24 protein-coding genes and 1 other annotated feature are annotated in these 21,604 nt (G+C 51.8%); of the genes, 8 read left to right on the top strand and 16 right to left on the bottom strand.

What is annotated here, in order from left to right; translation table 11 throughout:
• Positions 1–2: 2 nt before the first annotated feature.
• From CUN67_RS13120 to gndA, 3 genes are all read left to right on the top strand, one after another.
• Positions 3–932, top strand: coding sequence for a glycosyltransferase family 2 protein (locus tag CUN67_RS13120; RefSeq protein WP_254711352.1), 930 nt, complete (start codon positions 3–5; stop codon positions 930–932).
• Between the two features lie 15 nt (positions 933–947).
• On the top strand, positions 948–1,766 hold the full coding sequence (locus tag CUN67_RS13115) for a glycosyltransferase (protein ID WP_208715770.1): 819 nt from the start codon (positions 948–950) through the stop codon (positions 1,764–1,766).
• Positions 1,767–2,001: 235 nt separating this feature from the next.
• Positions 2,002–3,411, top strand: a complete 1,410-nt coding sequence (gene gndA, locus CUN67_RS13110) for an NADP-dependent phosphogluconate dehydrogenase (protein ID WP_208715769.1) — start codon at positions 2,002–2,004, stop codon at positions 3,409–3,411.
• Between the two features lie 35 nt (positions 3,412–3,446).
• Here the strand turns inward: gndA and CUN67_RS13105 are convergent, their stop codons facing one another.
• Together CUN67_RS13105 and CUN67_RS13100 are read right to left on the bottom strand one after the other, a co-directional pair.
• A complete protein-coding gene (locus CUN67_RS13105) occupies positions 3,447–4,562 on the bottom strand; it encodes a succinylglutamate desuccinylase/aspartoacylase family protein (protein ID WP_208715768.1) in 1,116 nt (371 codons plus the stop codon).
• A gap of 119 nt (positions 4,563–4,681) precedes the next feature.
• Complete coding sequence (locus tag CUN67_RS13100; protein ID WP_208715767.1) at positions 4,682–5,479, bottom strand: ABC transporter substrate-binding protein; 798 nt, start codon at positions 5,477–5,479, stop codon at positions 4,682–4,684.
• 317 nt (positions 5,480–5,796) lie between these two features.
• Between CUN67_RS13100 and CUN67_RS13095 the strand changes: the two genes are divergently transcribed.
• Both CUN67_RS13095 and CUN67_RS13090 read left to right on the top strand, forming a co-directional pair.
• The gene (locus tag CUN67_RS13095; RefSeq protein ID WP_254711351.1) at positions 5,797–6,888 is read left to right on the top strand and encodes a glycosyltransferase; all 1,092 of its coding nucleotides are present in this window, start codon (positions 5,797–5,799) and stop codon (positions 6,886–6,888) included.
• Entirely contained in the window at positions 6,881–8,146 is a 1,266-nt protein-coding gene (locus CUN67_RS13090; protein ID WP_254711350.1) for an O-antigen ligase family protein, read from the top strand. The genes CUN67_RS13095 and CUN67_RS13090 overlap by 8 nt, the downstream gene beginning before the upstream one ends.
• Positions 8,147–8,165: 19 nt before the next feature.
• On the opposite strand, the gene CUN67_RS13085 is transcribed toward CUN67_RS13090, so the two are convergent.
• The 12 genes from CUN67_RS13085 to hisL form a co-directional block, all read right to left on the bottom strand.
• The gene (locus CUN67_RS13085) at positions 8,166–8,642 is read right to left on the bottom strand and encodes a YbaK/prolyl-tRNA synthetase associated domain-containing protein (RefSeq protein WP_208715766.1); all 477 of its coding nucleotides are present in this window, start codon (positions 8,640–8,642) and stop codon (positions 8,166–8,168) included.
• Positions 8,629–8,964, bottom strand: coding sequence for a helix-turn-helix domain-containing protein (locus CUN67_RS13080; protein WP_208715765.1), 336 nt, complete (start codon positions 8,962–8,964; stop codon positions 8,629–8,631). The genes CUN67_RS13085 and CUN67_RS13080 overlap by 14 nt, the downstream gene beginning before the upstream one ends.
• Positions 8,961–10,277 carry a type II toxin-antitoxin system HipA family toxin gene (locus CUN67_RS13075; protein ID WP_208715764.1) on the bottom strand — a complete coding sequence of 439 codons (1,317 nt, stop codon included), beginning with the start codon at positions 10,275–10,277 and terminating at the stop codon, positions 8,961–8,963. The genes CUN67_RS13080 and CUN67_RS13075 overlap by 4 nt, the downstream gene beginning before the upstream one ends.
• 118 nt (positions 10,278–10,395) lie before the next feature.
• Positions 10,396–11,007 carry a bifunctional phosphoribosyl-AMP cyclohydrolase/phosphoribosyl-ATP diphosphatase HisIE gene (gene hisIE, locus CUN67_RS13070; protein ID WP_208715763.1) on the bottom strand — a complete coding sequence of 204 codons (612 nt, stop codon included), beginning with the start codon at positions 11,005–11,007 and terminating at the stop codon, positions 10,396–10,398.
• Positions 11,001–11,777 (bottom strand): imidazole glycerol phosphate synthase subunit HisF, encoded by a 777-nt coding sequence (gene hisF / locus CUN67_RS13065; protein WP_208715762.1) that lies wholly within the window; start codon positions 11,775–11,777, stop codon positions 11,001–11,003. Before hisF ends, hisIE begins: the two co-directional genes overlap by 7 nt.
• Positions 11,759–12,496, bottom strand: coding sequence for a 1-(5-phosphoribosyl)-5-[(5-phosphoribosylamino)methylideneamino]imidazole-4-carboxamide isomerase (gene hisA, locus CUN67_RS13060; protein WP_208715761.1), 738 nt, complete (start codon positions 12,494–12,496; stop codon positions 11,759–11,761). The genes hisF and hisA overlap by 19 nt, the downstream gene beginning before the upstream one ends.
• Positions 12,496–13,086, bottom strand: coding sequence for an imidazole glycerol phosphate synthase subunit HisH (gene hisH, locus CUN67_RS13055; RefSeq protein ID WP_084875974.1), 591 nt, complete (start codon positions 13,084–13,086; stop codon positions 12,496–12,498). The genes hisA and hisH overlap by 1 nt, the downstream gene beginning before the upstream one ends.
• Complete coding sequence (hisB, locus tag CUN67_RS13050) at positions 13,086–14,153, bottom strand: bifunctional histidinol-phosphatase/imidazoleglycerol-phosphate dehydratase HisB (RefSeq protein WP_084875973.1); 1,068 nt, start codon at positions 14,151–14,153, stop codon at positions 13,086–13,088. The genes hisH and hisB overlap by 1 nt, the downstream gene beginning before the upstream one ends.
• A complete protein-coding gene (hisC, locus tag CUN67_RS13045) occupies positions 14,150–15,226 on the bottom strand; it encodes a histidinol-phosphate transaminase (protein ID WP_208715760.1) in 1,077 nt (358 codons plus the stop codon). Before hisC ends, hisB begins: the two co-directional genes overlap by 4 nt.
• A complete protein-coding gene (gene hisD, locus CUN67_RS13040) occupies positions 15,223–16,530 on the bottom strand; it encodes a histidinol dehydrogenase (RefSeq protein WP_208715759.1) in 1,308 nt (435 codons plus the stop codon). The genes hisC and hisD overlap by 4 nt, the downstream gene beginning before the upstream one ends.
• 4 nt (positions 16,531–16,534) lie before the next feature.
• Positions 16,535–17,434 carry an ATP phosphoribosyltransferase gene (gene hisG / locus CUN67_RS13035; RefSeq protein ID WP_084875970.1) on the bottom strand — a complete coding sequence of 300 codons (900 nt, stop codon included), beginning with the start codon at positions 17,432–17,434 and terminating at the stop codon, positions 16,535–16,537.
• 54 nt (positions 17,435–17,488) lie between these two features.
• Positions 17,489–17,610 (bottom strand) — a sequence feature (His leader region).
• Positions 17,586–17,633: a his operon leader peptide gene (gene hisL, locus CUN67_RS13030; protein WP_100396937.1), complete on the bottom strand. Its 48-nt coding sequence runs from the start codon at positions 17,631–17,633 to the stop codon at positions 17,586–17,588. Its footprint overlaps the feature before it by 25 nt.
• A 181-nt stretch (positions 17,634–17,814) precedes the next feature.
• Here hisL and CUN67_RS13025 point away from each other — a divergent pair, with 181 nt between their 5' ends.
• Complete coding sequence (locus CUN67_RS13025) at positions 17,815–18,642, top strand: SDR family oxidoreductase (protein WP_208715758.1); 828 nt, start codon at positions 17,815–17,817, stop codon at positions 18,640–18,642.
• Positions 18,643–18,712: 70 nt separating this feature from the next.
• On the opposite strand, the gene CUN67_RS13020 is transcribed toward CUN67_RS13025, so the two are convergent.
• Positions 18,713–19,639, bottom strand: a complete 927-nt coding sequence (locus CUN67_RS13020) for a glycosyltransferase family 2 protein (protein ID WP_208715757.1) — start codon at positions 19,637–19,639, stop codon at positions 18,713–18,715.
• Positions 19,636–19,995 carry a GtrA family protein gene (locus CUN67_RS13015; protein ID WP_208715756.1) on the bottom strand — a complete coding sequence of 120 codons (360 nt, stop codon included), beginning with the start codon at positions 19,993–19,995 and terminating at the stop codon, positions 19,636–19,638. The genes CUN67_RS13020 and CUN67_RS13015 overlap by 4 nt, the downstream gene beginning before the upstream one ends.
• 227 nt (positions 19,996–20,222) lie before the next feature.
• On the opposite strand from CUN67_RS13015, the gene CUN67_RS13010 reads away from it, so the two are divergent.
• Entirely contained in the window at positions 20,223–20,366 is a 144-nt protein-coding gene (locus CUN67_RS13010; protein WP_208715755.1) for a hypothetical protein, read from the top strand.
• A 402-nt stretch (positions 20,367–20,768) separates the two neighbouring features.
• Entirely contained in the window at positions 20,769–21,599 is an 831-nt protein-coding gene (locus tag CUN67_RS13005; protein WP_254711349.1) for an FAD-dependent oxidoreductase, read from the top strand.
• The last annotated feature ends 5 nt before the right edge of the window (positions 21,600–21,604 follow it).

Genomic DNA, 21,604 nt, shown 5'->3' with positions numbered 1-21,604 from the left:
TAATGATGAATAACTCTTCATCTTCTGTTGCTATTCTGCTGGGCACCTATAATGGTGCCCGCTTCATCAATCAGCAACTGGATTCATATAAGCGACAGACGTACAACAACTGGTCTTTATGGGCTTCAGACGATGGGTCCTCAGATGAGGGATTGGGCGCTATTAAAGATTTTTCCCTGTCTGTGTCGCAGTCTGTTAACCTGCTCGAAGGTCCCCGGCAGGGAGTTTGTCGCAATTTTGTTTCATTAATCAATAATGAAAATATTAATGCGTCCTATTATGCTTTTTCTGATCAGGACGATATCTGGATAAATGATAAGTTAGAACGGGCCGTAAACTGGCTTGATACAATTGATGCAGAGATTCCTGCACTCTATTGCAGCCGGACAGAACTTATCAACACTAACGGAGAAAAGGTCGGCTTTTCTCCTGATTATGCTAAACCCCCTTCATTCGCTAATGCTTTACTGCAGAATATCGCAAGCGGTAATACCATGGTGTTCAATAATAAAGCACGCGAATTGTTGAGGCAGGTAGCTGATGGCGAGATGGTGATTCATGACTGGGCATTGTACCTCGTCGTGACAGCCTGTGGTGGCCATGTTTTCTTTGATCGTAAACCAACCGTTTTATATCGTCAGCACGATAACAACGTCATTGGTAATGGCATGGGTCTTATGACGCGCATTGCTAATTTTCGGAAAGCACACCATGGGCGAAAGGCTGCCTGGAATGATACTAATATTGCCATGATGAGGTTGATAGGTGGGCAGATGACTGCTGACAACCAACGCAGACTTAATGATTTTTTTGCTATCCGCAATAGCTCATTAATACAGCGTTTACGTTTGCTCAGGCATTCAGGTGTCTATCACCAACAGTTGGCTGGTACGCTAACCACTGTGTCTTACACACTATTGAACCGTATGTAACCAACTGGTGTTTCAGTGAAAATTATTGCCTCCTTAGTTTTATATCGCCATAGCCAGGCGGATATCGAAAAAACGCTGGAATCGTTATTTTCCGAGGAAAGTATCGATAAGATTTGTATCGTCGATAACGGTGGTCATTGCAGCTGGCTGGATGGCTTAAGCCACCCTAAAATTGAAGTGATCAAGCTGGCTGTTAATCGTGGGTTTGGCAGCGGTCACAATGCGGTATTCCAAAAGTTCAATCAGGACTGCGACTACATTCTGGTGTGTAATCCTGACATCTCTTTCTCTACCGGGCAGGTTGATAAGCTGTATAGCTTCAGTATGCAGCGGCAAACAGGGCTTTCAATACCAAAAGTTGTCTATCCTGATGGCAGCTTGCAGCATGGTTGTAAGCTGTTGCCTAAGCCCTGGCAGCTTTTTGTCCGTCGCTTTGGTTCGTCACTTGCTGACAAAATGAATCAGGATTACGAACTGCGCCATGCCGATTACAGCTGTTCTTTTTTCGCACCTTCATTGTCAGGCTGCTTTATGCTGATCAGCCGGCAAGCCCTGCAAAAGACCGGTGGTTTTGATGAGCGTTTTTTCCTCTATCTGGAAGATGTGGATCTCAGCCGTCGGGTCTGTACATCGGCATTACCGGTTGAATATTGTCCCGGTTCAATCGTGGTACATGAATCGCAGCGACGCTCATACCGTGATGTCAAGTTCCTGATGTACCATGTTTTTTCTGCTGTTCGCTACTTTAATAAGTGGGGATGGTTCCTGGATACAGACCGCGATGCATTGAACACGCGTTGTTTATCAGAGCTTCCTCAGGCACGAAATGTTTGACAAGTCATTCCGATAATACGAGGTTGTACGGACGATAAAATCTCATGATGGTCAAGATTGTACAAATTAAAACCTCATTTTTATCAGTGATTTGAAATTATCGATTCGTGTTTTTTGGGAGAGCGCTTAGCATCATTGGTGATGTATGATGGTGCGGTCATTGATAATGTAATCGATACTTCCCTTAGATAAGGCCAAAGCTGTTAGAGCTTTTATATCCAGACAGGAGTAAGAAATGTCCAAGCAACAAATCGGTGTTGTTGGTATGGCGGTAATGGGCCGTAACCTTGCGCTTAACATTGAGAGTCGCGGCTACACTGTATCTATCTTCAACCGTTCTCGTGAAAAGACTGACGAAGTCATTGCTGAGAATCAGGGCAAGAAACTCGCGCCTTACTACACCATTGAAGAGTTTGTTGACTCACTGGAAAAACCCCGTCGTATCCTGCTGATGGTACAGGCTGGTGAAGCTACTGATAAAACCATTGCTTCACTGACGCCGCATCTGGATAAGGGCGATATCCTCATCGATGGCGGTAACACCTTCTACAAAGATACCATCCGTCGTAATAAAGAACTGTCTGACCAGGGCTTTAACTTCATTGGTACTGGTGTTTCCGGTGGTGAAGAAGGCGCTCTGAAAGGTCCTTCTATCATGCCTGGTGGCCAGAAAGAAGCTTATGAGCTGGTTGCGCCAATTCTGGACAAAATCGCTGCACGTGCCGAAGATGGCGAAGCCTGTGTGACCTATATCGGTCCGGATGGCGCGGGTCACTACGTGAAGATGGTGCACAACGGCATCGAATACGGTGACATGCAGCTGATCGCGGAAGCTTACGCGCTGCTGAAAGGTGCGCTCGGTCTGACCAACGAAGAACTGGCGAAAACCTTCACCGACTGGAATAACGGTGAACTGAGCAGCTACCTGATTGACATCACCAAAGATATCTTCACCAAGAAAGATGAAGACGGTAAATATCTGGTTGATGTGATTCTGGATGAAGCGGCTAACAAAGGCACCGGTAAATGGACCAGCCAAAGCTCGCTGGATCTGGGCGAACCGCTGTCACTGATCACCGAATCAGTATTTGCACGTTACCTGTCTTCTCTGAAAACTCAGCGTGTTGCCGCATCTAAAGTGCTGAGCGGTCCGCAGGCGAAAGCCTTCACCGGTGACAAAGCTGAATTCGTTGAGAAAGTACGCCGTGCGCTGTACCTGGGCAAAATCGTTTCTTACGCTCAGGGCTTCTCTCAGCTGCGTGCTGCTTCAGAGCAATACAACTGGGATCTGCAGTATGGCGAGATTGCTAAAATCTTCCGTGCAGGCTGTATCATCCGTGCCCAGTTCCTGCAGAAGATCACCGATGCTTACGCGGAAAACGCGAACATTGCGAACCTGCTGCTGGCTCCGTACTTCAAGAATATCGCTGACGAATATCAGCAGGCGCTGCGTGACGTCGTCGCTTATGCGGTACAGAACGGCATCCCGACGCCGACCTTCTCCGCAGCGATTGCCTACTACGATAGCTATCGTTCAGAAGTTCTGCCGGCAAACCTGATTCAGGCTCAGCGTGACTACTTCGGTGCGCATACTTACAAGCGTATCGATAAAGACGGTGTGTTCCACACCGAGTGGCTGGACTGATAATGATAAGGCTTCCCTCGGGAAGCCTTATTTTTTTAACCCACCAGCAAATCGCCTTCCCGACCCGCACTTTCCCCCGCAAGTCTTACCACCAGCATGCCCGCCGTTGCAAACTTCATCAGATGACGTGCATACAGCACCCCGCCAAATTCCGCCACCAACGGTGTGACCTGATCAGTAATGGGATCGACAATCTCTGCGACCACTTCCCCTGCCTTTATCTTTTCGCCGAGTTTACGGCGATTAAGAATCAGACCTGAGTGTGGGGCGAAAATATACTCACATCCGGCTAATGGTGTCGCGGGGTTAATCAGGGCAGGGGATTTACCCACCTCTCCGGCAATATAATCACCCTCAATCAACGCATTGATAATGGCATCGGCATCTTTCTCCGCCTGATCGGCGGCAACATCTGCCACACCACGAAGTTCCAGCGTCACCGGTAGCAAGCCACGCGGCATGGGATATTCGTCGCCAAAACGTTCAGCCAGCGTCAGCCAGGGTTCACAGCAGGCCTCATCAAAAGGTTCACCACCGGAAATTTGCGCCAGCAGCTGGACTTCACTTCCCAGCCAGCGAGCCAGCGGCTCAATATCAGGCCAGGCGTGAGGTGTGGTGTACAAATGTGGCAGCGCATCCCAGTCGCAGTGCAGGTCGATCATCAAATCCGCCTGGCTTGCCATCCTCATCAGTGTGAAGCGTTGTGCATCCAGTTCGGTTTTGGCGATTTTGTCACGGTAGTGACGGTCGATGGCATCACGAATCAGTCGTTTGTTTTCATATTCGCTCTGGGTCAGCGTACCAGCCAGTTCACTGGCCAGTGTTTCACCCAATGCCGGGAAACGGCGGTTGAAGTCCTGACCCGAGAGGGTATGAAAGCGCCCCAGGTGCGTACCGTGCCAGTGTTGACCCAGCGCCAGTGGATTGGCGACCGGTACCAGCGTGAATGAGGCTCTGAGTTGTCCGGCGGACTCCAGCGCCAGCAACTTCTGTTTCAGAAACCATGCCACCGCCATGCCGGGTAACTCATCACCATGCAGTGCCGCCTGAATATAAACACGTTTATGTCCATCGCCACTGAAGTGGAAGCTAAAGATTTCGCGCTGTGTTCCCAGCGACGCGCTAAGCAGAGGATGATGTTGTTGTTGCATGACGTTGATGATGTCCTGTTGTTTGCCACGGTGCAGGGTGATTCACACCGGCAAAAGTTGTCCGAATGGCAATTATTATAGTGTGATTGAAAAGAAGGGCGGCAATAGCCGCCCTGGGTTTACTGCTGAATGGAGATATCTGTCGCGAAGTATTTCTTCTGGATTTTGTCGAAAGTGCCGTTCTTTTTGATTTCGTTAAAGGCGTTATCCAGCGCGGTTTTCAGCTCGGTATCACCTTTACGCAGGCCGATAGCCGTTCCCGGTCCGATAATCGGATCCTGCACCGTCGGTCCTGCCAGTTCAAAGTCTTTGCCCTGCGGTTGCTTGAGGAAGCCGATGGCAGCCTGTGCGGCATCGGTAAACACCGCATCAAGACGACCAGAAACCAGGTCGCTCTCAACCTGTGCCTGGTCGCCATAAGGCACCACGTTCACGCCATAGGGCTGCCATTTGGCGCGCGCATAGCGCTCCTGAACGGTGCCCTGTTCCACGCCCACGGTTTTGCCTTTCAGCGATTCTGCGGTTGGCAACAGGCCTGAGCCTTTGCGCGCGATCAGCTGTGTTTTGGTATCGTACAGCGGCATGGTGAAATCGATCTGTTTCAGGCGTTCTTCTGTTACGCCCATGTCGGACAAAATGGCATCAAATTTGCGTGCCTTCAGCGCTGGGATCATGCCGTCAAACTCGCTTTCTACCCAGACACATTTGGTTTTCATCTGCTCGCACAGGGCGTTACCGAGATCGATATCAAAACCGACCAGTTTGCCCTGCGGCGTTTTAGATTCGAAAGGAGGGTAGGTAGGATCAACCGCGAAGCGCACCTGATCAATGTTGGCCTGAGCACCAAACGCACAGCCTGCCAGTAATGCCAGCGCCAGCGTCTGACGTAAACGGACGGTAAAACGTGAACTTGCCATAAAATCGGTCTTCTTTTGTCGTGATGTGGAGCACAGCAGGTTACCTTGCTGTGCACAGCAAATCAAATGAGGCAAGATATTAATATCGTTATAATTTTGCAGGAAATGTGTCGGGCAAAATTTGACGCATATCAATCCAGTTTATTCCTGGGGTCAGGCAGGTTGCCTGGGTAGTACAAAAATGGTAGAAAGGCCACCTCTCCAGTGAGTCTTTATCTATGCTCATTGTGATGACCAGGGATAGTGCGAAGAAAGCGGTCAGAAATGCGCGGAATTTCGGGCTACGGCGCTAGTGACCTACTGTAATGAGATAAAAAATGCATGACGCAAACCATAAAAAAATTCTCTTCGTAAGCGAAACGCTGCATGGCCATGGCGGAATGGAAAACGTCACCAGGCAGGTCATAAATTTAATCAATAATGATAACGCGTTAAGTGCGGGCCTGTTTCTGCTGGATTCCCGGCAGGAAATTGCCTCAGAACGTTGGTTAGATGGGCTGGTCTGGGGTCAGAGCAGCAATGTTTCCCGCAATCCTAAAATTGCCCGCTTTGTGCATATTCTCCGGCTGGCGCGTTTTATGCGCCGACACAAGCCTGACTATGTCATCGCCCTTAACACTATCCCCTGCATGCTGGTGCGCAAAGCGCTGTCCCTTTCTGGACACAAGGCGATGCTGTTTTCCTGGATGCACCTGCCGCCAAAAAATCGCTACCGCCCGCATTATTTATTGATGGCGGATGCCCATCTGGCTATTAGCACGGAAATCAAATCACAGTTGATCGCGCTGGGTGCCCAACCTGACAGCATCCATGTGGTATTTAATCCGGTAAAAGCCGTGCCATTGGTGATCCCGCGTCCTGCTCACACGCGTTTTTTGTACGTCGGGCGGGTGCATCTGGAAGATCAGAAACAGCTGAAGGACCTGTTCGATGCATTGCAGCAGGTGCAGGGAAACTGGACGCTGGATATCGTGGGTGATGGCTATGATCGGCAACGTTGTGAAGACTATGCGCAGCAGTTGGGAATTGCCGCTAACCTGCAATGGCATGGCTGGCAACCCAACGCCTGGAAGTATATTGAAACACATATCAAAGAAGTGACCAGCCTGGTACTGACCTCGAATCATGAAGGTTTCCCGTTGATACTGCTGGAGGCGATGGCACGTGGTATTTTTTGCGTCTCTTCCGATTGCATCAGCGGTCCATCGGAGATAATTTACCCAGACGTCAATGGCTTGCTTTATCCGGTGAATCAGGTTGGGCAACTGGCTGAAATATTGCAGGGCATTGCGGATGGCAGGGCGTTGCCCGATGCGCAGAAAATCAAACAAAGTCTCGCGGCATTTTACGAGGCAAATTACATGGAAAGACTGGAACGTATCATTGTTCAGGACACCCACATTGAATAACTCTCTTCCCTTCGTCGCACCTGCCAAATGGGTTGCGATGATTGTGACCACCATCTCACTTTTATTATGCGCTTCATTGGCGAGTAGCCTTTCTACTTACGGCTATGCGCAAAAAATATTCTATTTTGCCTCCTATTTATCGCTATTTCTGTTTGTTTATACCTTAACCACTTCGGACAATCGTAAAAGGCTGAATAAGTACGCCTTGCTGCTGTTTATCGCGGTGTTTGCTTTGGGTTTGGTACAGGTCAGCTGGGCGTTCTATATCAACAAACACTATGCTGACTTTTCGTTAACCACGATAAACACCATAAGTAATTACCAGCTTGGCGGTAAACGGTTGATACTGGGTGCTTTTATTGTTTTAGTGATCAGCATCTATAACAAAGGAATTGCTGAAGCCAGTATTAACTGGTGTAAAGCGATTCTGTGGGTGGGTGCCGCTGTGGCGCTGGTGATGGGGGTGCATGAGCATCTGTTAACGGACGATCGTATCAGGCTTACCGCAAATGTGGCGTCCAGTTCCTCCTACATGGTGATGTTTCTTTATTGCACGTATCTGTGGCTGTCGGTTAAAGAGGCGGATCTCAGGTGGCAGATTCTGGATATTGCTTTGATCGCTATGACGCTGAGTCTGGTGCTGCTCACCGGAACGCGGGTCACTCAACTGGCCTTTTTCTTTATTACGCTGTGCCAGATCAGCCGTTTTTACGGCTTATTAAAGATTTTACAGCCGAAACGGAATCGCTTAATCGCGTTAGTTATTGTGGTTGCGCTGGCGGCACTGACGGGTGAGCGTTGGCTCCAGGGCATCAATAATCTTGAGAACTACGATTCCGATAGTTCGACGTCGCTCGGTGCGCGCGTTGCTATCTGGGATAGTGGTCTGCATTTCCTGCCGCAACATATGGGTTATTCATCTCCTGATGAGCGTACGGTGACAGCCAGAGCCTTTATTGCACGTGTTCATCCCGGCAATACCGAAGGTTACAAAAACGTGCAGTACAACATGCACAATGAATTTCTCGAAATTGCCACTTTGCAGGGCATGGCCGGACTGGCAGCGCTGGTCTTTTTCTATGCTGTTGCACTGTGGGTATGGTTTAAACGCAGCGCCCTGATGGGTGTTTCCATGCCGGTCGCGGCGCTTTTCATTATGGGAATGACGGACTCGGTGCTGATCTACTCACCCACATCGATGATGTTTGTCAGCGCCCTGGCATTATGTGCCATACGACCAAAGCTTCACCACGTATGATATCCGTGGCGCGTGCTAACTAAGCCGTTAAACGCGCCACGTTCCCACCGCAAATAGCGCGATAGTCGGCGGTTTTTAACACCACTGATTTCTCCAGCAGACCCGCATTAAAGGCGATTTCGTCGTAGCGTTCGAACAGCAGCGGATCGACCACCACCAACAAATCCGGATGAAAGCTGAACGGGGGAATGGCACCAAAGACACAACCCGTCAGCGCATCGACTTCAGCCGGGCTGGCGAGTGAGGCGCGTCGTCCACCCACCGCTTCGGCCACTTTGCTTAAATCCGCCTGTTGATCGGCGGGCAGCACTGCCAGGACATGCTGTTTGATACCATTGCCTTTCACATGACATACCAGCGCTTTCGCACCCTGGCCGACTTCCGTTCCGCGAATCGCCGCTACGGCCTCACATTTGCCGGTGGCAACATGTGTCATCACGTTATATCGCGCATGGTGTTGATCGAGCAGCGCCAGTAGTTTTTCATGGGTGGTCATGGTCTTCTCCGTGACGAGCGAGGTGGGTGAGGAGGGTCTGCATCATATGAGGCTGGCGCGGTAATACACCAACCTTTAACCCTAATGGCTTAAATGCGCGGCTTAAGGTGGTGAGAGTGATGCTCTCTTTATTCAGTTCAACATCAGAGAGTGTACGGCGACTGATGCCAGCCAGTGCGGCATAGCGTTCCTGCGAGAAACCAAGGACTTTCTTGCGCAGTTGCATCAGTAATTCTCCCTGAGTCATCTGCTCCTCGATAAACTTCTGTAACAGATCAAGTAGCATGGCTTCACGTTCGAATGGGGAAATGTTTTTTTTCATAGTTGCCATCCAGCAATGCGTTGATCAAGGAAATTAAAACCAATCCCCGGCATTTCCAGAATTGAAGCAGGTACACCGCGTGCAGCCAGTCGTGTTTTCAGTCCGCGTAAACTTTCAGCCAGCATTCTCATTGCCTGCAGAAGTTCCTGTTGCGGTATTAATTCGTTCAACTGTGCGGCAATCAAATGCCATTGAAAATGGCCCCCTTCTTCATACGGCGATCCCCATTGGGTCGTACGCACCACACCTTCCGGATCGGCTTTCATTGGCGCAAAGTCATATACCGGCGCCAGCCACATGCCGTCTGGTTTCTTTATAATCGCGCTGTTACGCCCATGGTTATCAGAATTGCCGAAAGCAATGTTGAGCATATCCCGTTGCACCCATTCAATAACCAGATGCTTACGTTCTGTATCAGTGAGCTGCAGTTTTTCAATCAAGGTACGAATCACGTCAAAATGATTCAGATAGCTGCCAGGGGACTTTTCCATAATGGAATAGACTGACTCAAGCCCGAACAACACTTTTTTTCCTGCAATAAAGTCCACATCAAAGCGAGGCAGCCACAAGGATGGATAGCGTTCACCTTCACACAACAGCATTTTGCTGGTGCTGATAGTGTTTATACCGAGGGAATGTATCTCATGATAGAAATGGTATTCAGCGCGCAGAATATCGCAATCTATCTCACTGCGAGAACCGCGCGGATACTTCACCAGATAATGCGTATCCTGAATGTGTAAATCATCTTGCCAGGTGTCGATCCATACTTCGCTGTTTTCTGTACGGCGCAACAGTAATTTTGGTGCTTCACCTCCCGCCCCGGTTGCTCCACCACTGGCGGCTCCCATCTGCTGAGCGTATTCGAGGAAATCCGTATCACGTTCAATTGCCCATTCCGCCGGAAAGCGGCGGGTTTTCAACTGACTTTCCTCAGGGAGTTGAGGCAAAGATTCTTTGACTCTCAGATTACCAATTGGCGCAATGGTGCCCGCTTTCAGTAATGCGTAGTCTTGTTCTGCAGGAGATTTAGATTGCAGACCCAGTTGTGCTACCCAGTAACGTCGGCTGGCACCCGCTGGCATGATATCGTCAATAAAACCGAACCATGGCTGGGAAAAGTGGCTGCCAATCAGCATCACGGCATTATTCAGACTGCAGCTGGCGAGGTCATTACGATCCAGATACTGTGAAGCGTAGTCGAAGTCATACGCGAGCAAAGCGGCACTCTCCCGGCCCTTGCGCGGCTCTTTCACGTCCAGCAGAGCTGCATCCTGCCAGCGACCATCAATGAATAATTGGAGAGTTAACATACCCGACCTCACTTGAGCAGTATATTGCTCAATATTAGCTGGATTTGTTTTTTTTGAGAAGCATGCTGCTCAAAATTAGCCATGAACGACGATTTTGAGCAGCATAGTGCACAATCGGTTATTTATGGCGTGCACGCAGATTATTGATGATGGCGCTTAGATCAAGATCCTGATCCTGCAACAACACCAGCAGATGGTAGATCAAATCTGAAGCTTCATTGGTCAGTTCGAAGCGATCGTTAACTGTGGCGGCGAGGGCGGTTTCAACACCTTCTTCACCCACTTTCTGTGCGATGCGCTTGGTGCCGCTGGCATACAGCTTGGCGGTATACGAACTGGCGGGATCGGCGCTTTTACGCTCGGCCAGCAGTTGCTCCAGCTGATACAGGAAAGTCCAGTCCGGTGCTGCCGGGGAGAAGCAGCTCGACGTACCGAGATGGCAGGTGGGACCAATCGGGTTTGCCAGTACCAGTAAGGTGTCGTTGTCGCAGTCCGGCGTAATGCTGACCACTTTCAGGAAATGACCCGAGGTTTCGCCTTTGGTCCACAGGCGATTTTTGGTGCGCGAGAAAAAGGTGACATTGCCGTCCGCGAGGGTTTTCTGCAATGCTTCCTCATTCATATAACCGTGCATCAGCACTTCGCCAGAGACGCTATGCTGGACGATAGCAGGCATCATGCCTGCGGTTTTGACCCAATCCAGGTTGGCCAGTTGTTCTGCAGTTAACACGCGCGAATCTCCACACCGTTGTCAATCAGGAAGCTTTTCAGCTCACCGATATTAATAATCTGTTTATGAAACACCGAAGCCGCCAGCGCGCCATCGACGTTAGCCTGTTCAAAGGCTTCAAGGAAGTGTGCCATGGTGCCTGCGCCACCGGAAGCAATCAACGGCACCTTACAGACATCCCGCACTTTCTTCAGCTGTACCAAATCGTACCCGTTACGCACGCCATCCTGGTTCATCATATTCAGGACGATTTCACCAGCGCCCAGCTTCTGCACTTCCTGCACCCAGTCCAGCGTTTCCCACTGGGTCACACGGGTACGGGACTCATCGCCGGTGTACTGATTAACGTGATATTTGCCGGTAGCCTCGTCGAACCAGGTATCGATACCGACTACGATGCACTGCACGCCAAAGCGATCCGCCAGACGGGTAATCAGTGAAGGATCGGCCAGCGCCGGTGAGTTGATGGAGATTTTATCGGCACCAAACTGCAAAATGCGTGCGGCATCTTCGGCACTTTTGATCCCGCCAGCCACACAGAACGGAATATCGATCACTTCCGCCACGCGTGACACCCAGCTTTTGTCCACCACACGGCCATCCGAAGAGGCGGTGATATCGTAGAACACCAGCTCATCAGCACCTTCCTGCGCATAACGTTGCGCCAGCGGTACGATGTCACCGATGATTTCATGGTTACGGAACTGAACCCCTTTCACCACCTGTCCATCACGCACATCAAGACAGGGAATTATCCGTTTTGCCAGCATGCAATAGCCTCCGAAACCGTAAATTTATCTTCCAGTAGTGCACGACCGACGATCACGCCTTGTGCACCGCTGCCGCGCAGCGCTGCGATATCATCCAGCGAACCGATGCCGCCGGAAGACTGGAATGCGATGTCCGGGAATGCGGCAGACACTTCCTGATACAGGGCGACGTTGGAGCCGCTCAGGGTGCCGTCGCGTGAGATATCGGTGCACAGTACATGTTTCAGCCCCACCGGCTGGAACCAGCCAATCACTTCTTCCAGTGTGACACCAGCCGCTTCCTGCCAGCCGCTGATTGCCACTTCTTTGCGATTATCAGCATCAATGCGCACATCCAGCGCCAGTACAATGGCATCCGCACCAAACTCGCGGAACCAGCTTTTTACCTCTTCCGGTTGTTTCACTGCGGTGGAGCCTACTACTACACGGCTGGCACCCGCAGCCAGCAGCGCGGCAACATCTTCACGGTTACGAATCCCCCCGCCGACCTGCACCGGCACGCTCACGCCGCGTAGCAGAGTTTGCAACAATGGGATCTGGCGTTTGGCCGGATCTTTTGCCCCGGTCAAATCCACCAGATGCAGTACCTGCGCGCCCTGGCGTTCGTAATCCTGCAGGCGTGGCAGCGGATCGCTGCCGTAATCACGTTGCTGACCGTAGTCACCCTGATGCAGGCGCACGACTTTGCCGTCGATTAAATCTAAAGCCGGAATAATCATCACATCTCCAGGAAATTTTTCAGCAGCTGCGCGCCTGCTTTGCCAGAACGCTCCGGGTGGAACTGCACACCAAAGAAGTTATCTTTCTGCAATGCGGCAGTGAACGGCAGGCCATATTCGCACTGGGCAATGGTGTTAGCATTTACCGGCATGGCGTAGCTATGCACAAAATAGAAATAGCTACCATCATCAATGCCGCGGAACAGGTGATTCCCGGCCTGCGAGGTGATCTGGTTCCAGCCCATATGCGGCAGCGGTAAGCCTTTGGTATCCATCAGCGAGACTGGCTGATCGAGAATGCCGAGGGTGGTGATGCCGCCATTCTCATCGCTGCCGCGTCCCAGCAGCTGCATACCGAGGCAAATGCCCAGTACCGGCTGGGTACAGGCTTTGATCAGCTCGATCAGATCACGTTCTTCCAGCTGGTTCATGGCCGCCTGCGCGGTGCCGACGCCCGGCAGAAAGAGTTTATCGGCACGCAGTACCACATCCGGGTCACGGCTGACTTCCGGGGTATAGCCGAGGCGTTCAACCGCCCACTTTACCGACGACAGGTTGGCGCAGCCGGTGTCGAGAATCACCACGTTCATCACAGCACTCCTTTCGAGCTCGGCAGGGTGTTACCGTCCACGCGGATCGCCTGGCGCAGCGTGCGGCCAAAGGCTTTGAACAGGCTTTCCACACGGTGGTGATCGTTGCGGCCTTTGGTTTTCAGGTGCAGCGTGCTCATCATGGCGTAGGAGAGCGAACCGAAGAAGTGCTCGACCATCTCAGTGCTGAGATCGCCCACGCGCTGATAACTGAATTCGGCTTTGTATTCGAGGTGTGGACGACCGGAAATATCCAGCGCACAACGCGCCAGGCATTCATCCATCGGCAGGACAAAACCGAAACGGCCAATGCCACGTTTGTCACCCAGCGCTTTCAGCAAGGCTTCGCCCAGCGCCAGTCCGGTATCTTCCACCGTGTGGTGATCGTCGATATACAAATCGCCTTTGACATCGATATTCATGCGAAAACCGCCATGCACCGCAATCTGGTCGAGCATGTGATCAAAGAAGCCGACGCCGGTGTTGATTTTGCTGCCGCCTTCGCGATCCAGCCACACTTCAACTTTAATCTGCGTTTCTTTGGTGTTGCGATTCACCAGCGCGTAGCGGTCACGTTTGGTCAGACGTTGCTGGATGGCATTCCAGTCTTCGCCTTCCGCCCCGTAGCGCAAGCCCTGGATGCCCATATTCTGCGCCAGCTGAATGTCGGTGTGGCGATCGCCGATCACATAGCTGTTAGCGATATCGAGCGCGCCCTCGGCCAGCCAGGCTTCCACCATCTTCGTTTTCGGTTTGCGGCAGTCGCAGTTATCTTCCGGCTTGTGCGGGCAAATCAGGATGTCGCTGAAGCGAATACCCTGCGATGTCAGGATCTGCATCATCAGATTATGCGGCCCGTCAAAATCGGCCTGCGGGAAGCTCTCGGTACCCAGGCCATCCTGATTGGTGATCATTACCAGCTGGTAACCGGCGCTTTGCAGCGCCAGCAGGGCAGGAATCACGTTCGGCTCAAAAGCCAGCTTTTCCATGCGGTCCACCTGAAAATCCACCGGGGGTTCAGAGATGATGGTGCCGTCGCGGTCGATAAAAAGGGTCTTCTGACTCATGCTTGCTCCACGGGTAAGGCTTGCAGTGCGGCGATCAAACGCTCGCATTCTTCACGGGTGCCAATGGAGATGCGCAGACATCCCGCAAGGCCTGGGTTTTTGTTTTGGTCACGCAGGATAATGCCTTCATCCCACAGGGCTTTAAACACTTTCGGTGAATCGGTGAAGCGCGCCAGGATGTAGTTGGTTTCGCTTGGAAACACCGCTTCGACGCAGGCAATCTGCGGCAGCTGTTCCAGCAACCAGCTGCGGTTGGCATTCAGTTGCAGTGCGTGTTCACGCATCAGTGCCAGACCCTGATCGCTCAGTGCCTGGGCGGCCACATCGGCCACTGGCGTGGCGAGCGGGTAGGGGGCAATCACTTTCATCAGCAGATCAATCACCGGCTTATTCGCCAGGGTAAAGCCGCAGCGCAGACCGGCCAGCGCAAAGGCCTTGGACAGGGTACGCAGGATGACCAGATGTGGATAATCTTTCAGCCAGCCCGCCAGCGTCGCCTGTGGGCAGAATTCGATATAGGCTTCATCGGCGACAACCAGCGCTTTTCCGGCCGTCATATCCAGCAGAGCGCGGATATCGTCCGGGTTGATCAGGTTGCCGGTGGGGTTATTCGGGCTGCACATATACACCACTTTCACCCCGTCCAGCTGATCAGCAATCGCCGGCAGATTCAGCTGCCAGTTATCCAGCGCCGCAACGGTACGGTATTCGATGCCGATGGTTTCCGCGCTGACGCTATACATGCCATAGGTCGGCGGGCAGAACAGAATCGCGTCTTTGCCCGGTTCACAGAACGCGCGCATCACCAGCTCGATACCCTCATCTGCACCACGGCTGACCAGCACCTGCTCCGGGGTCAAACCGGCGTAAGCGGCATAGCGCTCGATCACCAGTTTCGGCTGGCATTCCGGGTAACGGTTCAGCGTTTGCTGCGAGAGTTCAAATGGCACCGGCAACGGGAATTCATTGGCATTCAGCCACACATCACCATTCCCCCCCAGACGACGGGCTGATTGATACGGCGTCAGCGCGCGCACATTGGCGCGGGCCAGATCTTCAACATTCAGGCTCATGCTTGCTCCTTCAGGGCTGCAACTCGCAGGGTAACGGCATTTTTGTGGGCTTCCAGCTGTTCAGCGGCGGCCAGGGTTTCAATGGTGGCGGCAAGGCCGAGGAAGCCCTGCGGCGTCAGTTCCTGCACCGTCATGCGCTTCTGGAAATCGGCCAGTCCCAGGCTGGAACAGGTGGCCGTGTAGCCATAGGTCGGCAGCACATGGTTGGTGCCAGAGGCATAGTCGCCTGCCGATTCCGGCGACCAGTCGCCAAGGAAGACCGAACCGGCGCTGGTGATGTCATCCACCAGATCACGCGGGGTGCGGGTCTGAATAATCAGGTGCTCCGGGCCGTACTGGTTGGAGATGGCAATACATTGTGCCAGGTCGCGAGCCACAATCAGACGGCTGCTCGCCAGCGCCTGGCGCGCCGTGGCCGCACGCGGTAAGCGTGCCAGCTGTTCTTCCACCGCAGCAGCAACGCCGTTGGCCAGCTCCAGCGAAGGCGTCAGCAGAATGACCTGCGAATCCGGGCCGTGCTCGGCCTGAGACAACAAATCGGAAGCGACAAATGCCGGGGTTGCACCCGCATCGGCAATCACCAGCACCTCAGAGGGACCAGCAGGCATATCAATGGCTGCGCCATCGAGACGCTGACTCACCTGGCGTTTGGCTTCGGTAACATACGCGTTGCCTGGGCCAAAAATTTTGTCCACTTTCGGCACGGTGGCGGTGCCAAAGGCGAGCGCGGCGATGGCTTGAGCGCCGCCGACCTGGAACACTTCTTTCACGCCACACAGCTGTGCGGCATACAGGATCTCATCGGCAATCGGCGGTGGAGAACACAACACCACGCGGCCACAACCGGCGATGCGTGCCGGGGTTGCCAGCATTAACACCGTCGAGAACAAGGGGGCAGAGCCGCCTGGAATATACAGGCCAACCGATTGCACCGGGCGGGTGATTTGCTGGCAACGTACGCCGGGTTGTGTTTCCACGTCTACCGCTGGCAGCTGCTGCGCGTTGTGGAAGGTTTCGATATTGCCCACCGCCACAGCCATTGCCTGCTTCAGGGTGTCGCTGAGACGCGCACTGGCTGCCTGCATTTGTTCTGCGGTGACACGCAGGTTCTCCACCTGCGTTTTATCGAAGCGCGCACTGAATTCACGTAGTGCGTCATCACCGTTTTCTCTTACCTGTGCCAGCACATCACGTACCACCTGGCTGATGCTGTCAGAGGCGGAAATCGCCGGACGCATTAACAGCGCCTGCTGTTGTTCGCTGCTGCATTGCTGCCACTCAATGGGGGTCATCAGGGTGCTCATTCGGTCACTCCAGCATTTTTTCAATCGGCAGCACCAGAATTGAGCTGGCACCCAGGGATTTCAGTTTTTCCATGGTTTCCCAGAACAGCGTTTCGCTGCTCACCATGTGCATCGCCACGCGGCTCACTTCACCCGCCAGCGGCAGTACGGTTGGACGTTCTGCACCCGGCAGCAGGGCAATCACTTCTTCCAGACGCTCACTCGGCGCGTGCAGCATGATGTACTTAGATTCGCGTGCTTTGATCACACCCTGAATACGCGTCATCAGTTTATCGACCAGCTCCTGCTTGGCGCCGCTCAGTTCGCCGTCGCGCTGAATCAGCACCGCTTTAGAGCGGTAAATGACTTCAACTTCGCGCAGACCATTCGCTTCCAGCGTGGCACCGGTAGATACCAGGTCACAGATTGCATCAGCCAGACCGGCACGCGGTGCCACTTCGACAGAACCATTCAGCAGGCAGGATTTGAAAGCGACGCCTTGTTTATCGAGGTACTTTTTCAGCAGGTGAGGGTAGGAGGTGGCGATACGTGACTTATCAAGGCATTGCGGGCCGGTGTACTCGGCATCAACCGGCATCGCCAGCGACAGGCGGCAACCACCGAAATCGAGGCGACGCAGGGTAAAGTAACGTGGGTCTTCTCCCTGGGCACGGCGCGTCAGCAACTCTTCTTCCAGCACGTTTTCGCCCACGATACCGAGATCCACCACGCCATCCATCACCAGGCCTGGGATATCGTCATCGCGCACACGCAGGATATCGATGGCCATGTTCTCCGCAAACGCAATCAAACGCTGCTGCTGAAGGTTAATTTTGATGCCGCAGCGCGCCAGCAGTTCGCGTGATTCATCACTCAAACGGCCAGATTTCTGCATAGCTATGCGTAAACGGGTGTTATCTAACATGGTTCCTGTCCTCTTATTCAATCCTGTCTGAACTCAGTTGGGTTGCGTCAGCCCATAAAAAAACCCCCGGAAGATGATCTTCCGGGGGCTCTCTTTGCGCTCACACCACTGGAAGATCTTAAATGTCTTCCAGCACACATCGCCTGAAAGACTAGTCAGGATGATGGTGATGATGGTGGTTGAACTGAACGCGTGTCATAAAAAATTCCGTTGCTGAATGGGTATTCATTTGCGTGCTGATTAACCTAACGAAGATAACGTCGGCTGGCAAGAATTTTTTAACGTCAGTTTCCGGAATCCCCCGAAACAGTTAGCGCTGGTCTGACACAGACGACAGCACTAAGATGAAATGTCTTTGAGTAGCGAAGCCAGGAGTCGATATGAAAAAGGTCGCGATTGTAGGGCTGGGATGGCTGGGCATGCCGCTGGCGATGGCGCTAACGGCACGCGGCTGGCAGGTGACGGGCAGCAAAACCTCGCCGGATGGGGTGGATGCGGCCCGTCGTTGCGGTATTGAGGCGTGTCAGCTGGTGCTGACGCCGGAACTTGAGTGCGAAGCTGATGATCTGAATACGCTACTGTCGGTGGATGCATTGGTGGTGACTTTACCCGCCAGTCGCACGGTGCAGGGCGGCGAAGACTATATGCAGGCGGTGCAAAACGTGGTGGACACGGCGCTGGCCTATAAAGTCCCGCGGATTATCTTCACCAGTTCGACATCGGTGTATGGCCCGGGTCCGGGAGTGATGAAAGAACGCAGCCCGTTACGGCCAGAAACGGTAGCCGGTAAGACGCTGGTGGCGCTGGAAAACTGGCTGCACGATCTGCCGGGCACCAGCGTGGATATTGTGCGTCTTGCCGGGCTGGTGGGGCCAAACCGTCACCCCGGCCGTTTTCTCGCCGGGAAAACGGATTTAAGTGATGGATCGCATGTGGTGAATCTGGTGCATCTGGATGATGTGGTGGAAGCCATCGTATTGCTGTTGCAGACGCCGAAAGGCGGGCGCGTTTATAACTTGTGCGCACCAAAACATCCTGCACGCAGTGAGTTTTATCCCACGGTGGCACGCCAGCTTGGGCTGACAGCGCCGACATTTGTTGCCGAGCCACTGGGCAACGTCGGAAAAAGCATCGACGGCAGGGCGATTTGCGATGAGCTGGGTTTCGAATATAGCTGGAGTGATCCCATGACGATGCCTTTGGGTTAAGTCACTTTATTTCACGTTCCCCTTCACGTGTCGCCGCCGATTTTTCAGCGTGTGACACGTGAAAATATTTTCATGATTTTTTATCTTTATTTCTAATAATATATCTCGGTCTTTGTTTAGCCTCGACATAAATTCTTCCGATGTACTCACCCAGTACACCAATACCAATTAACTGAATGCCACCAAGAAACAAAATTGACACGAGGATTGATGGATAACCCGCTACCGGGTTGCCCCAAATCAGCTTGTCAATAATCATCCATATACCATACAGGAATGAGAGCCCGGCGACGAAAAAGCCAATATATGTCCACACACGTAAAGGGAAAGTGGAGAACGACGTAATGCCTTCAAGCGCCAGATTCCATAACTTCCAGCCATTAAACTTTGTCAAACCTGCAACTCGCTCGGCACGGTTGTATTCCACGACGGCAGTACGACCACCGACCCATGAAAGAATGCCTTTCATGAACAAATTTTTCTCAGGAAGAAGTTTTATATTATCAACGATTTCACGAGACATAAGGCGGAAGTCACCCACATTCTCTTCAATCTGCGGCTTGCTGATCAAGTTGTGAAATTTATAAAAGTATTCAGCACTTTTGCGCTTCAGGTGACTATCGGACGAACGATCAATACGTTTTGCCAGAACGACGTCAGCCCCTTCTTTCCACCTGGCGATAAGACGAGGGATGACATCGATGGGATCCTGCAAATCCACATCGATAGGAATAACCACGTCACCGGTTGATGATTCAAGTCCGGCAAATAATGCGGGTTCTTTACCAAAGTTACGTGTAAAGCAAATATGTTTAACGAGGGGATCGGTCTTTTCAATTTGCTGAATTAATGACTCGGTATTATCGGTGCTTCCATCATTGATAAAAATTATTTCAACATCATTATCGCCAAATCCCTGAAAATTGCGGATGGCAGCGTAAAAAACAGGCAGTGCTTCCTCTTCATTAAGAACAGGAACAACAAGAGATATTTTCATTTATCTTCCCTGAAAATAATGTATTTAGAATAGATAAATCCACATACTAGGCTGGTGGCTGAGAAGACAACCAGCGTCACCACTGGGCTAATTTTCATTCTGTCAGCATATGAACCTATCATCACCGCTACCATTCCCATGAAGAACACATACATGATGTAGCGAATGGTGGTCGCATTTGAGCCGAACGTCCATTTGGCATTAGCGAAAAATGAGAAGGTTACAGCAACGAGAAATGCAATGAAGTTGGACAATGATTGCTGGAGACCCCGTTCGACGCAGATGGCGAAGGTGATCCAGTGTATTAACGTGTTGATCACACCTACCGATGTGTATCTTGCAAAGAGTTTCAGCATGGCAATGTTCTGTAGCAAGTGAGGAGCCGATCCTTACACTTGGCTGCAACTGAATCAAGGGATTGTTAATGCAGGTTATCATTTCACCCTGGTGTATGGTTTTGGTGCGGGGATGATGAAACAACACAGCCATTACGGCCAGCAACCGTGGCCGGTAAAATGCTGGTGGCGCTGGAGAACTGCTACATGATTTGCCGGGTAGCAGCGAGGACATCGTGCGCCTTGCCGTGCCAGTTGGACCAAACCGTCACACCGGACAATTTCCTGTCAGGAAAACCGATTCAAGTGATGGCTCGCATGTGGTACATCTGGATGATGTGGTGGGAGCTATCGCATTGCTGCTGCTGACGCCGAAAGGTGGGCGCGTTTAAAACCCTTGCGCGCCTAAACATCCAACATGCAGTAAGTTTTACCCCATGGTGCACTTCAACTTGCTCCGATACCGCCTACGTCTGTTGCCGAGCTCCGGGAAATGTCGGAAAAAACATGATGACAGTGCGATTTGCGATGAGCTGGGCTTTGAGTATGGCTGGAGTAATCCAATGACTATGTGTTTGTGTTAAGTCACTTTTTTTCACTGCCTTTATCTACCTTTTACCACCGAATCTTCAGTGTGTGGCATGAGAAACATCTGTTTCCTCCTGGAACCTGATCTAACGCAATCTTAACTTTTCCTTTTCGTTTCCTTTTAATTCCAAAGTCAGTATCATTCCTGACACAAAAAAAGTATCAGACATTGCCTAAGAATGGTTTGTCAGGTTTGGGGATCACATATGCAACAGGCCTCAAAAAATAAGGCTGGCCCGGCGAAAAATATTGTTATCGCTGGCGGTGGTTTTTTCGGCTTATATCTGGCGGAACAGCTGGCGTTAAAGGGTTGTCAGGTCACTATTTTTGAGAAAAGCCAACAGCTAATGTCACGAGCGTCATATGTTAACCAGGCGCGCGTGCATAATGGCTATCATTACCCTCGAAGTATTCTTACTGCTTTACGATCGCGTCTCTCTTTTCCGCGTTTCGTTAATGAATTCCGCGACTGCATCGATGATGATTTTGCCAAGTATTATCTGGTTGCCGGGTCGTTAAGCAAAGTCACTGGCGATCAATTTCTGCGTTTCTGTCAGCGTATTGGTGCCGAATGTGACGAGGCACCTGCCTCAGTAAAACGTCTGATGAATCCGACACTGATTGATTCGGTGTTCACCACCCGGGAATATGCATTTGATTCCCACAAGCTACGTGACCTCATGATTGAGCGACTGTCGGCGGCTAATGTACGTATCGTTACCAACGCGGTGGTGGAGAAAGTCCGGGAATATGGTGAAGGACTGGAGGTTTTTACCTCTATATCCGGGCAATCGGAGACGGTTTATGCAGACCATGTGTTCAACTGCACCTATTCACGAATCAACTATTTGCTGGATGGTTCAGGGCTGGCATTGATTCCGTTACGTCATGAGATGACGGAAATGTGTCTGGTCGATGTTCCTGATGAATTTAAAAAAATGGGTCTGACGCTAATGTGCGGTCCGTTTTTCTCGGTCATGCCGTTCCCCTCAGCGCAGCTCCATTCGTTTAGCCACGTTCGCTATACCACTCATTGATACCA

Source organism: Pantoea cypripedii (assembly GCF_011395035.1).
Taxonomy (GTDB): Bacteria; Pseudomonadota; Gammaproteobacteria; order Enterobacterales; family Enterobacteriaceae; genus Pantoea; species Pantoea cypripedii_A.
This window is presented reverse-complemented; position numbering and strand designations above follow the sequence as displayed.

Bases quoted from the DNA above. Each gene is read 5' to 3' on its own strand.
- CUN67_RS13120 (WP_254711352.1), top strand. From the start codon at position 3: ATGATGAATAACTCTTCATCTTCTGTTGCTATTCTGCTGGGCACCTAT.
- gndA (WP_208715769.1), top strand. From the start codon at position 2,002: ATGTCCAAGCAACAAATCGGTGTTGTTGGTATGGCGGTAATGGGCCGT.
- CUN67_RS13105 (WP_208715768.1), bottom strand. From the start codon at position 4,562: ATGCAACAACAACATCATCCTCTGCTTAGCGCGTCGCTGGGAACACAG.
- CUN67_RS13100 (WP_208715767.1), bottom strand. From the start codon at position 5,479: ATGGCAAGTTCACGTTTTACCGTCCGTTTACGTCAGACGCTGGCGCTG.
- CUN67_RS13095 (WP_254711351.1), top strand. From the start codon at position 5,797: ATGCATGACGCAAACCATAAAAAAATTCTCTTCGTAAGCGAAACGCTG.
- CUN67_RS13085 (WP_208715766.1), bottom strand. From the start codon at position 8,642: ATGACCACCCATGAAAAACTACTGGCGCTGCTCGATCAACACCATGCG.
- CUN67_RS13080 (WP_208715765.1), bottom strand. From the start codon at position 8,964: ATGAAAAAAAACATTTCCCCATTCGAACGTGAAGCCATGCTACTTGAT.
- CUN67_RS13075 (WP_208715764.1), bottom strand. From the start codon at position 10,277: ATGTTAACTCTCCAATTATTCATTGATGGTCGCTGGCAGGATGCAGCT.
- hisF (WP_208715762.1), bottom strand. From the start codon at position 11,777: ATGCTGGCAAAACGGATAATTCCCTGTCTTGATGTGCGTGATGGACAG.
- hisA (WP_208715761.1), bottom strand. From the start codon at position 12,496: ATGATTATTCCGGCTTTAGATTTAATCGACGGCAAAGTCGTGCGCCTG.
- hisH (WP_084875974.1), bottom strand. From the start codon at position 13,086: ATGAACGTGGTGATTCTCGACACCGGCTGCGCCAACCTGTCGTCGGTA.
- hisB (WP_084875973.1), bottom strand. From the start codon at position 14,153: ATGAGTCAGAAGACCCTTTTTATCGACCGCGACGGCACCATCATCTCT.
- hisC (WP_208715760.1), bottom strand. From the start codon at position 15,226: ATGAGCCTGAATGTTGAAGATCTGGCCCGCGCCAATGTGCGCGCGCTG.
- hisD (WP_208715759.1), bottom strand. From the start codon at position 16,530: ATGAGCACCCTGATGACCCCCATTGAGTGGCAGCAATGCAGCAGCGAA.
- hisG (WP_084875970.1), bottom strand. From the start codon at position 17,434: ATGTTAGATAACACCCGTTTACGCATAGCTATGCAGAAATCTGGCCGT.
- CUN67_RS13025 (WP_208715758.1), top strand. From the start codon at position 17,815: ATGAAAAAGGTCGCGATTGTAGGGCTGGGATGGCTGGGCATGCCGCTG.
- CUN67_RS13020 (WP_208715757.1), bottom strand. From the start codon at position 19,639: ATGAAAATATCTCTTGTTGTTCCTGTTCTTAATGAAGAGGAAGCACTG.
- CUN67_RS13015 (WP_208715756.1), bottom strand. From the start codon at position 19,995: ATGCTGAAACTCTTTGCAAGATACACATCGGTAGGTGTGATCAACACG.
- CUN67_RS13005 (WP_254711349.1), top strand. From the start codon at position 20,769: ATGCAACAGGCCTCAAAAAATAAGGCTGGCCCGGCGAAAAATATTGTT.